This window comes from Achromobacter spanius (genome assembly GCF_002966795.1).
In the GTDB taxonomy this organism is placed as follows: Bacteria; Pseudomonadota; Gammaproteobacteria; order Burkholderiales; family Burkholderiaceae_B; genus Achromobacter; species Achromobacter spanius_D.
Genome location: NZ_CP023270.1, coordinates 4288911 through 4301244 on the forward strand (window position 1 = coordinate 4288911; position 12334 = coordinate 4301244).

Annotated in this window: 12 protein-coding genes; 6 read left to right on the forward strand and 6 right to left on the reverse strand. The window is 64.8% G+C overall.

Going from position 1 to position 12334, the window contains the following annotated elements:
* Positions 1–59: 59 nt before the first annotated feature.
* On the forward strand, positions 60–854 hold the full coding sequence (locus tag CLM73_RS19330; protein WP_105239808.1) for an SDR family NAD(P)-dependent oxidoreductase: 795 nt from the start codon (positions 60–62) through the stop codon (positions 852–854).
* Between the two features lie 25 nt (positions 855–879).
* Positions 880–1893 carry a zinc-binding alcohol dehydrogenase family protein gene (locus CLM73_RS19335; protein ID WP_105239809.1) on the forward strand — a complete coding sequence of 338 codons (1014 nt, stop codon included), beginning with the start codon at positions 880–882 and terminating at the stop codon, positions 1891–1893.
* Positions 1894–1957: 64 nt separating this feature from the next.
* Here CLM73_RS19335 and CLM73_RS19340 read toward each other — a convergent pair whose 3' ends face one another.
* Together CLM73_RS19340 and CLM73_RS19345 are read right to left on the reverse strand one after the other, a co-directional pair.
* Positions 1958–2314 carry a hypothetical protein gene (locus CLM73_RS19340; RefSeq protein ID WP_105239810.1) on the reverse strand — a complete coding sequence of 119 codons (357 nt, stop codon included), beginning with the start codon at positions 2312–2314 and terminating at the stop codon, positions 1958–1960.
* Positions 2315–2382: 68 nt separating this feature from the next.
* Positions 2383–3285: an aldose 1-epimerase gene (locus CLM73_RS19345; RefSeq protein ID WP_105239811.1), complete on the reverse strand. Its 903-nt coding sequence runs from the start codon at positions 3283–3285 to the stop codon at positions 2383–2385.
* Between the two features lie 485 nt (positions 3286–3770).
* Between CLM73_RS19345 and CLM73_RS19350 the strand changes: the two genes are divergently transcribed.
* The 4 genes from CLM73_RS19350 (at position 3771) to CLM73_RS19365 (ending at position 8668) form a co-directional block, all read left to right on the forward strand.
* Positions 3771–4139, forward strand: coding sequence for a hypothetical protein (locus tag CLM73_RS19350; protein ID WP_158685887.1), 369 nt, complete (start codon positions 3771–3773; stop codon positions 4137–4139).
* Between the two features lie 241 nt (positions 4140–4380).
* Complete coding sequence (gene mutS, locus CLM73_RS19355; protein WP_234015677.1) at positions 4381–7035, forward strand: DNA mismatch repair protein MutS; 2655 nt, start codon at positions 4381–4383, stop codon at positions 7033–7035.
* Complete coding sequence (locus CLM73_RS19360; RefSeq protein WP_105239813.1) at positions 7032–8225, forward strand: cupin domain-containing protein; 1194 nt, start codon at positions 7032–7034, stop codon at positions 8223–8225. The genes mutS and CLM73_RS19360 overlap by 4 nt, the downstream gene beginning before the upstream one ends.
* Before the next feature lie 221 nt (positions 8226–8446).
* Positions 8447–8668, forward strand: a complete 222-nt coding sequence (locus CLM73_RS19365) for an endopeptidase (RefSeq protein WP_234015678.1) — start codon at positions 8447–8449, stop codon at positions 8666–8668.
* Positions 8669–8783: 115 nt separating this feature from the next.
* Here CLM73_RS19365 and bamC read toward each other — a convergent pair whose 3' ends face one another.
* The 4 genes from bamC to CLM73_RS19385 all read right to left on the reverse strand — a co-directional run bounded on the left by bamC (position 8784) and on the right by CLM73_RS19385 (position 12262).
* The gene (gene bamC, locus CLM73_RS19370) at positions 8784–9908 is read right to left on the reverse strand and encodes an outer membrane protein assembly factor BamC (protein WP_056563649.1); all 1125 of its coding nucleotides are present in this window, start codon (positions 9906–9908) and stop codon (positions 8784–8786) included.
* Between the two features lie 17 nt (positions 9909–9925).
* Positions 9926–10831: a 4-hydroxy-tetrahydrodipicolinate synthase gene (gene dapA / locus CLM73_RS19375; RefSeq protein ID WP_105239814.1), complete on the reverse strand. Its 906-nt coding sequence runs from the start codon at positions 10829–10831 to the stop codon at positions 9926–9928.
* Positions 10832–10918: 87 nt separating this feature from the next.
* Positions 10919–11566 carry a site-2 protease family protein gene (locus CLM73_RS19380; protein ID WP_105239815.1) on the reverse strand — a complete coding sequence of 216 codons (648 nt, stop codon included), beginning with the start codon at positions 11564–11566 and terminating at the stop codon, positions 10919–10921.
* A gap of 69 nt (positions 11567–11635) precedes the next feature.
* Positions 11636–12262, reverse strand: a complete 627-nt coding sequence (locus CLM73_RS19385) for an L-threonylcarbamoyladenylate synthase (RefSeq protein ID WP_105239816.1) — start codon at positions 12260–12262, stop codon at positions 11636–11638.
* Between the last annotated feature and the right edge of the window lie 72 nt (positions 12263–12334).

Sequence of the window (12334 nt, forward strand, 5' to 3'; positions counted from 1 at the left end):
TTCCCCGCTGCGGTGTGGGTAATCATGCAGTCATTCCCCGACACGCAAGGAGTCACCGCATGAAAATCGAACTGAAGGGCAAGAAAGCATTGGTCACCGGATCGTCCGGTGGCATCGGCTTGGCCATCGCCACCGGACTGGCCGAAGCCGGGGCGCAGGTCGTCCTGCATGGCCGCAATGCGAGCAAGCTGGCGCAGGCTGCGCAGTCCATCTCGCAGCAGGTGGCAGGCGCGCAGGTCACGACCGTGCAAGCGGACCTGGCCACGGCGGACGGCGCGGCGTCGGTCTGCGCCGCGCATCCCGACGTGGATATCCTGGTCAACAACGCCGGCACGTTCACGCCCAAGTCCTTCACCGAAATCACCGACGACGACTGGCAGGCCATGATGGACACCAACGTCATGAGCGGCATCCGCCTGTCGCGCTACTACCTGCCGCGGATGCTGGCGGCCAACTGGGGCCGAATCGTCTTCATCTCCAGCGAGTCCGCCGTGCAGATCCCCGCCGAGATGATCCACTACGGCGTCAGCAAGACGGCTCAGCTCGCCGTGTCGCGCGGTCTGGCCGAGCTGACCGCGGGCACCAATGTCACCGTCAACGCCGTGCTGCCGGGCCCGACCCGTTCCGAAGGCGTCTCCGACTTCTTCGCGGAAATGGCGAAGGAACAGGGCGTTTCGCAGGAACAGATGGAGCAGGACTTCATCGCTCAGCATCGCCCCACGTCGCTGCTGCGCCGCCTTGCCACGGTGGAAGAAGTGGCGAACATCGTCGTCTACACCTGCTCGACGCAAGCGTCAGCCACCAACGGCGCAGCCCTGCGCGTGGACGGCGGTGTGGTCCGCTCCATCATCTGATCCCCTGAACAGCCTGAACCCCCACATGAAAGCCATTGCCTACTTCAAGAACCTGCCCGCCGATAACGCCAACGCGCTGCAGGACATCACCGTCCCGGAACCCGTGCCGGGCGACCACGACCTGCTGGTGGACGTGCACGCCATCTCGGTCAATCCCGTTGACGTGAAGATCCGCGCCAACCGCAAGCCGCAGGACGGACAACCCGAAATCATCGGCTGGGACGCCGCAGGCGTGGTGCGCGCGGTTGGCGCCCGGACCAGCCTCTTCAAGCCAGGTGACCGCGTCTGGTATGCCGGCGCCCTGACCCGCCCCGGCGCCAACAGCGAACTCCACATCGTGGACGAACGCATCGTCGGCCACATGCCCAAGAGCCTGGACTTTGCGCAGGCCGCCGCCCTGCCCCTGACCACCATTACCGCGTGGGAACTTCTGTTCGACCGCCTGCGGGTGCTGGACAACGCCGCCCCCAGCCAGCGCAGCCTGCTCGTCGTCGGCGCGGCTGGCGGGGTGGGCTCAATTCTCGTGCAGTTGGCGCGCCAGCTTACGGGCCTGACGGTGATCGGCACGGCCTCGCGGCCCGAGACCCAGGCCTGGGTGCACGAACTGGGCGCGCATCACGTCATCGATCACACCCGGCCGCTGACCGAGGAACTCAAGCGCATCGGCTTTGAAAACGTCAGCTATATCGCGGGCCTGACCCACACGGACAAGCACTTTGCGCAGATGGCAGAGGCGATCGCGCCGCAGGGCAAGATCGCGCTGATCGACGACCCGGCCGCCGTGGATGTGCGGCTGCTCAAGGGCAAATCGGCCTCGCTGCATTGGGAGTTCATGTTTGCGCGGCCGCTGCACAACACGCCCGATCTCATCGCCCAGCACGAGCTGCTGAACCAGGCCGCCCGCCTGATCGACAACGGCACGCTGCGCACGACGCTGGGCGAGCACTACGGCAAGATCAACGCCGAAAACCTGCGGCGCGCCCACGCTTTCATTGAAAGCGGTAAGGCGCGCGGCAAGATCGTGCTGGAGGGGTTCTAGAAACGCGGCGATCCCGAGCGGGGCCGCGTGGGCCGGCGCGGCACGCCGGGCGCGACCGAGCCTGTCAGGCTCGGCCTTCGCGCTTGGCGCGTGCGTGCGGGTCGCTGATCTCGGCTTCCAGCTCGGCGATCAGCCACTGGAACCAGCCGTTTTCCGTGCGGGCATAGACGGCGGCGGCCGGCGTCTTTCCTTCGCGCCAACCCGTCTGGTGCGCGTCCATCCAGGCGGACAGACTCTTGTGCGGCGCCAGCAGGCCCGACAGCCACGACCACACATAATCGGGCACGTTGCGGCGAAAGCCCTTGGCGCTGGCGTAGATGGTCGGCTCCAGCGGCAGGTTGCCCGCGCGAGCCAGCTTGGCCTGCGTCCGGCGCAGCGTCTCGACAGCGGCCTGCAATTGTTCAGTGCTGAGCTTTTTCACGTAACGACTCCTGATTCTTGATTTGTGCGGATTATCGCCGCAGGGCGCGGCGGTTACCAAGCTGCCATTCACTTTTTGCGAGCTGGTGCAAGCCCCAGCAGCAGCGTTGCAGCGAGGCGCTTGCCCGGTTCCAGCACCTGCATGCCGGTACGGGTGTCGCCGGCCGCCGCCAGATTGAAGGCATCGGCCACGTTGGTGACCGGTTCCACGCAAAGAAAATCCGCACCCGGCGCGGTGTACACCACCAGATGTGCAAACGCCGGATCGGCATGCATTGCCAGCTCGTGGCCATCGGGCCAATGCAATGTCGCGCGCCCCTGCCATTGCGACAGGTACGTATCGCAGCCCTCGGCGGACTGGCGCAATTCCCGCACCGTCGTCGTTTTGCTTCCGGTGGGCAGACCATTCTCATCCGACGGCCAGATGCGCCGAGCATGCAGCGAAACGCGCTGCGCCGTGAAATACGGATGAATGCCCATGCCGCACGGCATCGGGGTGTCGCCGTGGTTAGAGATGGACAGCTTCAGGCTGAGTCCGCGGCTGTCCAGCCGCCAGCGTTGTACGCACTCAAACGGCCAGGGCCAGCCCAGCACGCCGGCTGGCTGGTCCAGCACCAGGTCGACGCTGTCGGCCGTCAGATTGCGCACCTGCCACGACTGGAACAGCCCGGCGCCATGGATCGCCTGCGGCCGGTTGGGCACGGACTGCAGCGCGTATCGGGCGCCGTTGAAGGTGAAGACGCCGTCGCGAATGCGATTGGCATAAGGCGCCAGCGGATACGACCCCGCGCGCGGCCATTTGCCGGCGGGCCACTCGGTGGCGGTCAGCGGCACGATCCAGTCGTGTCCGCTGGTTGATAGCCGCGTCAGCCGCCCGCCCCCGCCGGGCGAAAACTCAGCCTGGTGGTCGCCGTTCGAAATGGAAACGCGCTCGGTGGCGTCCAGTACGGCTGGTACGGGAATATCGGGCATGGCGGTGTTTCTCCCGTGGCGTCCACATGCGCCACGAGGGGGAATTGTGCCCGCCAGCGCAATGACGCTGCAAGCAGGCCTGCAGACATGGGCTGCGAGGACGCGACGACCAATTACGAGCGCGCTTATCAAAAAAATATTATGTCTGAAGAACCGTAGACCCCAACCACCACCAATAATAATTGCGTAGTAAATATTCGATTATTACTTTCGGCCTTTGAAGAATTTCACTACCACGGCGACGTAAAACAAGCCCTCATTTTCTTAATCTTCTGTGTTTTCGCCAATTCCGCGCTGTTCATTTCCTCTATGAAACCGCGAAGGGAAACCAATGTTTCGGAAACACCGACGGAGGAATCCGCGCGCCATCAGAGGGAAAATTAATCAACATTTACATATTGACGTAACAATTTTCATTCGGAAATTATGCTCTAGAATTTTTTCACTAGCGAATATACGAGCTAGCGTTTTATTCCGGAGAGCCCATGAAAGTTAGTATGCAAAACCCAAAAACAGGCGAAATAAAACAGGTAAAGGTTGGCTGGAGCTGGACGATTTTTCTATTTTCCGGCATGTTTGGAATTCCGCTCTTCCTGCGCGGCCTCCATGTTTGGGGCGCAGTATTTTTGGCCGTCGGCGCCATTAACTTGATCATGCCGGAGCCGACCGAGGAAGTGCAGGCGATTGCCGTGCTTATCCATGCGGCAATATATCTCGGGCTTCAGTTGTATATGTCCATCAAGGGCAACGAACTGACCGCAAAGAACTACCTCGAGAAAAATTGGACGTTCGTAGACCCTGAAAGCGAAGACACCGCGCTCGCCAAGCAGCGTTGGGGAATCACCACCGCCTGAGCGCGGGCGATGAGTTTGGCATGATTGCCCGCCCTGCGACCGGCTCGATCCCGGCCGCAGGAACATGCAGACCTTCCGGTCCAGGCGCCGCGCGGCAAACACCGGAAGCCCGACGCGAGACAACGTTGGCCGGCGGACGACCGGCATGCGCACCGTCCGCCATGCCGAAAATCGCAAACCGCAACGAATTCGCCGCGCCCCGGCTCAGCGGCGCCTTGCCCGCCCCGATACAATCACGGGCATGAATTCTGCACTGCAAAACACCGCCGCCGACGCCCACGCGGGCCATACCCCCATGATGCAACAGTACCTGCGCCTCAAAGCCGAGGCCGGGCCGTTGCTGCTTTTCTATCGCATGGGCGACTTCTATGAAATGTTCTATGAAGACGCCGAGCGCGGCGCGCGGCTGCTCAATCTGACGTTGACCAAGCGGGGCTCGTCCAATGGCGTGCCCATCCCCATGGCCGGCCTACCCGTGCACGCCATGGAGCAATATCTTGCGCGGCTCGTGGCCATGGGCGAGTCCATCGCCATCTGCGAGCAGATCGGCGATCCCGCTGCCTCCAAGGGCCCGGTCGAGCGTCGCATCGTGCGCATCGTCACGCCCGGCACGTTGACCGACGACGCGCTCTTGCCCGCCAAGGCGGACCGCGCGCTGGCGGCCATTTTCGTCAGCGGCAGCGCCCGTGCGCCGCGTGCGGGGCTGGCCTGGCTGAATCTGGCCAGCGGCGAGTTCCGCGTGACCGAATGCGCGCCTGCCCAGCTGGAATCCGAGTTGCACCGGGTCGCGCCGGCGGAAATTATTTGCGCCGACAGTGCCGAGTTCGACTTTCCGTTCGAAGGCGCGCGCGCCCGGGTGCCGGACTGGCATTTTGAAAGCGACGGCGCTCGCGCGCACCTGCTCGCGCATTTCAAGACGGACACGCTGGCGGGTTTCGACATCGAAGACATGCCGGCCGGCATCTGCGCGGCGGGCGCCCTGCTTCGCTATGCGGCCCGCACGCAATCGCAGGCGCTTGCGCACGTGCAAAGCCTGTCGGCCGAGCGGCCCGGGCAGTTCGTACTGCTGGACCCGGTCACGCGCCGCAATCTGGAACTGACGCAGACGCTGTCTGGCGAAGACTCGCCCACGTTGTTCTCGCTGCTGGACGGTTGCCGCACGCCGATGGGCAGCCGTTTGCTGCGCCGCTGGCTGCATCACCCCTTGCGCGAGAACGACCAGGCACTGGCGCGCCAGCAGGCCATTTCGGCGCTGCTGGCCGGGCGCATGGACGTCGAGCAGACCTTCGGCTCGGCGGGCTTGCTGGAAGCCCTGCGCGCCGCGCTGAACGCCTTTCCCGATATCGAGCGGATCGCTGCGCGTCTGGCTCTGCGCTCCGTGCGCCCGCGCGAACTGGCCAGTCTGCGGGACGCGCTGCAGGCCCTGCCCGCGCTGGCCGATCTGGTCGAACCCATGTCGGCCTCGCCGCGCATCGGCGAGCTGATTTCTCATCTGTCCGTGGATCCCGCGCTGGCCGCGCTGCTGGTGCGCGCCATCGCGCCCGAACCGGCCGTGGCCATCCGCGATGGCGGCGTGCTGGCGGCCGGCTTTGACGCGGAGCTGGACGAATTGCGCGGACTGGCCGCCGATGGCGGCGACTATCTTGTCCAGCTGGAAGCCCGCGAACGCGAGCGCACCGGCATCAGCAATCTGCGCGTGGAGTTCAATCGCGTGCATGGCTTCTATATCGAGGTCACCAAGGGCCAGACGGCCAAGGTGCCCGAAGACTACCGCCGCCGCCAGACGCTCAAGAACGCCGAACGCTACATCACGCCCGAGCTAAAGACCTGGGAAGACAAGGTGCTGTCCGCGCAGGACCGCTCGCTGGCCCGCGAAAAATGGCTGTTCGAGCAATTGCTCGACGTGCTGGCCGAACACGTGCGCCCGCTGTCCGACTGCGCTGCAGCGCTGGCTGAACTGGACACGCTGGCCGCCCTGGCCGAGCATGCGCAGCGCCACGACTGGGTGGCGCCCGAGCTGTCCGAGCAAGCCGACATCGACATCGACGCCGGCCGCCACCCGGTGGTCGAGCGCGCGATCGAACGCTTCACGCCGAACGGCTGCCGGCTGGATCCGGCGCGGCGCATGCTGCTGATCACCGGCCCGAACATGGGCGGTAAGTCGACTTACATGCGGCAGGTGGCGCTGATCGTGCTGCTGGCGCGCATTGGCAGCTTCGTGCCCGCGTCGCGCGCCCGGATCGGCAAGATCGACCGCATTTTCACCCGGATCGGCGCGGCCGACGATCTGGCGGGCGGGCGCTCGACCTTCATGATGGAAATGACGGAGGCCGCAGCCATCCTGTCTGCCAGCACGCCCAACAGCCTGGTGCTGATGGACGAGATCGGCCGCGGCACGTCCACGTACGACGGCCTGGCGCTCGCCTGGGCCATCGCCTGCCGGCTCTTGTCGCACAACCGCGCGCTGACGCTGTTTGCGACGCACTACTTTGAACTGACCCGCCTGCCTGCCGAGCAAGCCACGGCCGCCAACGTGCACCTGGCCGCCGCCGAATCGGCAAGCGGCATCGTCTTCCTGCACGAAGTGCGCGAAGGCCCGGCCAGCCGCAGCTACGGGATTCAGGTGGCCCAGCGTGCAGGTGTGCCCGCCGCCGTCATCCGGCAGGCGACGCGCGAACTCGAACGTCTGGAGGCGCAAGGCGCCCCCACGCCGCAGCTCGGTCTGTTCTCGGCCGCCGCCGAGGCCGACGCGCAGGCCTACGCCGAAGCCGAACGCTCCGACGCCATCGAGGCCCTGGACTCGCTGCGCGAAGAGCTTTCCGCCATTGACCCCGACAGCCTCACCCCGCGCGAAGCGCTGGATGCCCTTTACCGCTTGAAGAAGCACCTCCAATGAACCTCGACCAACCGCTGCCGCTCCTGGGCAATCAAAGCCCCAACGACTTCATGCGCCGTTACTGGCAGAAGAAGCCGCTGCTGATCCGCCAGGCCATCCCGGCCTTCAAGCCGCCCGTCACCATCGCGGCCATCAAGAAGCTCGCGCGCCGCGACGACGTGGAATCGCGCCTGATCTGGCGCGAAAACGGCGAATGGCAGATGGAGAACGGCCCGTTTGCGCGCCTGCCCAAGGACAACGAGGGCGACTGGACCCTGCTGGTGCAGAGCGTGGACCTGCACAGCGATGCGGCGGCCGAGCTGATGGCCCTGTTCCGCTTCATTCCGGACGCCCGCCTGGACGACGTGATGATCAGCGTTGCCAGCCACGGCGGCGGCGTCGGTCCGCACTTTGACAGCTACGACGTATTCCTGCTGCAGGCCGCGGGCGAGCGCGAATGGAGCTATGGCCGTCAGAAGGACCTGTCGCTGGAGCCTGGTCTGCCGCTCAAGATCCTGAGCAACTTCCAGCCCGAGGAAAAGGCGGTGCTGGCGCCCGGTGACATGCTGTACCTGCCGCCGCAGGCCGCGCATGACGGCATTGCCATGGGCGACGGCTGCATGACGATCTCCATTGGCTTTCGCGCACCGACGCAGGCGACGCTGGCGCGCGGCCTGCTGGAAGCGGCAGCCGACCAGGTCATGGCGCGCGTGGGCCTGCTGGGCGGCCCCTACGGCGAACCGGCGTTGCCCGGCGCAAAGCTGTCGGCCGTCTACCGCGATCCGGCCCAGCCGGCCGTGGACACGCCCGCGGCGCTGCCCGACGCACTGGTGGCCGCCACGCTGGAAACCGTCGAAAAGCTGCGCTTTGACGACGCCCTGGCGTCGCGCTTCCTGGGCTGCTGGCTGACCGAGCCCAGCAATCTCAGCGTGTTCGATGCGCCCGAGGGCATGGACGTGGATCTGGAGGAAGACTGGCCCGCGTCCGGCCGCCTCGTGCTGGATCGCCGCAGCCGCATGCTGTATCGCGGCAAGCAGCTCTTCATCAACGGGGAAACGGCCATGACGCCCGCGGACGCCGCGTTGCGCCTATTGGCCGACGCGCGTAGCCTGGATTGCGCGCATCCCGCTTGCGCCCGTCTGTCAGAGGACGCGCGCACCTGCCTGGCGGACTGGCTGGACTCGGGCTGGATTCATTACCGTCCCGAGTAGTATCTGGAAACGTCAAAGTATCCGTGTCGCACAGAAAGAAATCAGGTCTGTAAGCCGGGTCACATCAAGAAAGACATAACACCAAGCTGAAAGGTTTGTTGCGTTTGGGATGCCACCGCTTTAACTTTCATACGCGATCAGCGTGAACCTTCCTGTAGCCTGAATTCTGGTTTCCCCTAACGGGGTTTCAAGAGTCGTCATCTATAGGAGTTCAAATAATGATGAGCAAAACCTTGATTATTGCCTCGGTGCTGGCCGTTGCGCTCAGCGCTTGCAACAAGAAGGAAGATGCCCCGGCACCGGCGGCCAACCCGACTCCGGGCGCCTCCACGCCCGCGCCCGCTCCTGGCGGCACGCCGCCGGCTTCGCCCGCACCGACCCCTGGCACGACGCCCGGCTCCGGTTCGACCACTCCGGGCGGCTCGACCACCCCTGCGTCGTAAAGCTTCAGGCACGAACCCCCGCACTGAAAGACGCAAAAAAACCCTGGCATGTCATGCCAGGGTTTTTTTTGTGCCTTGCCGCGGCACGCGGAGCGTGCGCGGCTTGGCGATTCAATTACATCTTGTCCTTCAGGACGCTCAGCAGGCGCTGCGCCGTCGGACTGTTGTCAGGCGAACCGTTGGCGTCCAGCACCGAGACGGTCGTCTGTTCGCCGCTGCCCACCAGGTGGATGCGGTACTGGGGCGCCTGCGCCTTCTTGTCGCCAGAGAACATTCGGCTGAAGAAGCCGGGCTGTTCCATCTTTTCGCCGGTGTCGGTGTCGACATAACGCACGAAGTAGTCGCCGGCCGAACGGTCGCGGTCTTCGACAGCGAAGCCGCCGCCATCGAGCGCCACGCCGACACGACGCCATGCGCGGTCGAACGATTCGCTGACGATGAGGGATGCACCCTGCGCGCGGACATCTTGCTGCACGGCGGGACGCTGCGGCGAGGCTTCGGCTTGCTGCACCAGCTTGCGGGCGTTGTCGACGTCGGTACCCAGGTAGACCATCATGCGCGCCAGCATGGCGGCGTTCAGGCCCGGGTCTTCCTTGCCGTTCTGCCACTGGACTTGACCGCCGTCGGAGCCGACGCGCTTTTCAAGCATCTGGCGGTGGCTGACGTAAATCTCGGTGTGGCCGTTGACGCGTTCGACGCGGGTGCGGAATTTCTCGCGCTCGCCGCTATCCCAGGCCGATTCAAGCACTGCGCCCAGCGCCTGGCGCAGCCAGCTTTCCGGGATCTTGGCACGGTTCTCGGCCCAGTCTGTTTCGATCAGGCCGGCGCTGGGGTTGTTGCTGGCGACGGTGAAGCCGTTTTCGGTCCAGAAGTCGACGAGGCGGGGAAACACCTGCTCGGGCGGGCGGTCCACCACCAGCCAACGCAGGTCGCCGTCGCGCTCGACACGCATGTCGGTGCGGTTGGGCAGTACGTTGCTGGTCTTCGGGGCGCTGGCCTGGGTTACGCCCTGCTGCTGGAATTCAGAGAAGGTGGTGGAGCCGGACGCCGGCGCGCGGTAGCGGGGGTCGCTGTTGGCTTGCGTCAGGTCGGGCGGAATGCTCAGGGGCTCTCCGCGTTGGTTCACTGCGCTCTTGTAGTCGACTGATTCTTCATTGCCCAGGAATTGGTTGACCTCGGAGCACCCGGCCAGCAACACCAGAGACATCAATGCCGACAAACCGGCATGACGTTTGTTCATACGTTTCCTCACGATATTTAGAGCAGCGCCGTTTCCTGGAGCGCGTTGCGCACCGTTGCGTGATGCTGCGCGCCAAGTTCGACCAGTGGCAGTCGGTAGCCAAGTGCGCTGCGGCCCATTTCGGCCAACGCCCACTTGACGGGGATGGGGTTGGCTTCAACGAACAAAGCCTTGTTCAGACGCGCCAGGAACGCGTTAAGTTCACGGACCTTCGGCACGTCGCCCGCCAGGGCGGCGGCACAGAGGTCGCGCATGAGCTTGGGCGCCACGTTGGCCGTGACGGAAATATTGCCGCGCGCGCCCAGCAGGATCAGGGCTGCCGCGGTGGGATCGTCGCCGCTGAAGACCTGGAAGCTGGCGGGCGCCTCGCGGAGCAGCAGGCCGCCGCGGGCGATGTCGCCGGTGGCGTCCTTGATGCCGATGATGCCCGGCACCTGTGCAAGGCGCAGGATCGTCTCGTTGCTCATGTCGGCAACGGTGCGGCCCGGCACGTTGTACAGGATGGTGGGCAGATCGACGGCTTCCGCGATGGTGCGGAAGTGGCGGTACAGGCCTTCTTGCGACGGCTTGTTGTAGTACGGAACGACCGACAGGCCCGCATGCGCGCCGACCGCCTTGGCGTGGCGCGTCAGGTGGATGGCTTCGTCGGTGGAGTTGGCGCCCACACCAGCAATGACCGGAATCCGGCCGGCGGCGTGTTCGACGGCAACGCGGATCAGTTCCGCATGTTCTTCCATGGAGACCGTGGGCGACTCCCCGGTGGTTCCCACCACCACCAGCGCGTCGGTGCCTTCCTGGACGTGCCAGTCGATCAACGACCGGTAGGCAGCGTAGTCCAGGCTGCCGTCGGGTTGCATTGGGGTGACCAGGGCCACCATGCTGCCCTGGAAATTAACGCCTGCGGCGGTAGCAGGGGATGCCATAGATTCGGGCTCCAAAACCCCGTGGCGGGATTGCCGCAGGGCCAGATTCAGTGAAACCGCTGAGTTTAACGGATATTCGGGGGGAACTTACACAAACCACCGAACGATTATCCATCCCAGCGCGAGCACCGGTTGCATCAATAACCAGAGCACATTGGTGACCAACAGGACAATGACGATGATCAAGCCATACGGCTCGATTTTCGAGTATTGCCACGCCAGACGGTTGGGCAGCAGGCTGAACAGGATGCGACCGCCGTCCAGCGGAAGAATGGGCAGCAGGTTGAGCGCCATCAGCACGAGGTTGACGTTGATACCCGCCACGGCCATTTGAGACCAGAAGCTTTCATGCTGGTCGCTTTCCACGAGCAGGCGCAGAGACAGCGCCCACAGGATCGCCATGAACAAATTGGCTGCCGGTCCGGCCAGCGCCACCCAGGCCATGTCCTTTTTGGGACGGCGCAGGCGGCCGAAGTCGACCGGGACCGGCTTGGCCCAGCCGAAGAGCAGCATGGAGCCGCCGATAAGCTTGGAGGCCAGCAGGATGGCGACCGGCACCAGCAGCGTGCCGACGGGATCGATGTGCCGCGCCGGATTCAGGCTGACCCGTCCGGCCTGGTAGGCGGTTGGATCGCCCAGCATGCGCGCCACGTAGCCGTGCGCGGCTTCGTGCAGGGTGATGGCGAAGATAACCGGTATCGCGTAGACCGCAATGGTTTGGATGATGTCATTCATGGCGAACCGGATTGTAGATGAGCCACGCGCTGGCGCGGCGCGTCTCGTGCATCGAGTCGAAGGGAGGAATCAGACAAGTCCGAGGGTAGCGGGATCGCCGCGGCCCAGACGCACGACAACGGGTTCTTCGCCCGTGAGGTCAATCACCGTGGTGGGCGCCTGCGGGCAAGCGCCCGCATCGATAATGGCGGCCAGATCGTGGTCGTAGCGCTCGCGGATTTCCTCGGCGTCGTTCAAAGCCTCGGTTTCGTCCTTGGGGATGAGCGTCGTGGACAGCAGGGGCGAGCCCGCCTGTTCCAGCAGGCCCAGGAGGACGGCGTGATCCGGCACGCGGATGCCGATGGTCTTGCGCGAAGGGTGCGATACGCGCCGCGGGACTTCCTTGGTGGCCTCGAGGATGAAGGTCCAGGGGCCGGGCGTCGCGGCCTTCAGCAAGCGGTATTGCTTGTTGTCGACGCGGGCGAAGTGGCCGATTTCGGCCAGGTCGCGGCACAGGACCGTAAGGTGGTGGCGTTCGTCCAGTCCGCGCAGGCGGCGCAGCCCGTCGGCGGCGCTTTTGTCGTCCAGGCGGGCGACGACGGCGTAACTGGAGTCGGTGGGCACGGCTACCAGGCCCCCGTCATTAAGCCATTGCGCGGCTTGCTTGAGCAGCCGCGGCTGGGGATTTGCAGGGTGGACAGAGAAGTACAAAGCCATGGGTTTATCCTAACATCCTTGAAGGCCGCTCAATTGCGCGGCGATGCAAAATGGCGGTATCGCCGATCCGCC

Coding starts and splice junctions, on each gene's coding strand:
- CLM73_RS19330 (WP_105239808.1), top strand. CDS start 60: ATGAAAATCGAACTGAAGGGCAAGAAAGCATTGGTCACCGGATCGTCC.
- CLM73_RS19335 (WP_105239809.1), top strand. CDS start 880: ATGAAAGCCATTGCCTACTTCAAGAACCTGCCCGCCGATAACGCCAAC.
- CLM73_RS19345 (WP_105239811.1), bottom strand. CDS start 3,285: ATGCCCGATATTCCCGTACCAGCCGTACTGGACGCCACCGAGCGCGTT.
- CLM73_RS19350 (WP_158685887.1), top strand. CDS start 3,771: ATGAAAGTTAGTATGCAAAACCCAAAAACAGGCGAAATAAAACAGGTA.
- mutS (WP_234015677.1), top strand. CDS start 4,381: ATGAATTCTGCACTGCAAAACACCGCCGCCGACGCCCACGCGGGCCAT.
- CLM73_RS19360 (WP_105239813.1), top strand. CDS start 7,032: ATGAACCTCGACCAACCGCTGCCGCTCCTGGGCAATCAAAGCCCCAAC.
- CLM73_RS19365 (WP_234015678.1), top strand. CDS start 8,447: ATGAGCAAAACCTTGATTATTGCCTCGGTGCTGGCCGTTGCGCTCAGC.
- bamC (WP_056563649.1), bottom strand. CDS start 9,908: ATGAACAAACGTCATGCCGGTTTGTCGGCATTGATGTCTCTGGTGTTG.
- dapA (WP_105239814.1), bottom strand. CDS start 10,831: ATGGCATCCCCTGCTACCGCCGCAGGCGTTAATTTCCAGGGCAGCATG.
- CLM73_RS19380 (WP_105239815.1), bottom strand. CDS start 11,566: ATGAATGACATCATCCAAACCATTGCGGTCTACGCGATACCGGTTATC.
- CLM73_RS19385 (WP_105239816.1), bottom strand. CDS start 12,262: ATGGCTTTGTACTTCTCTGTCCACCCTGCAAATCCCCAGCCGCGGCTG.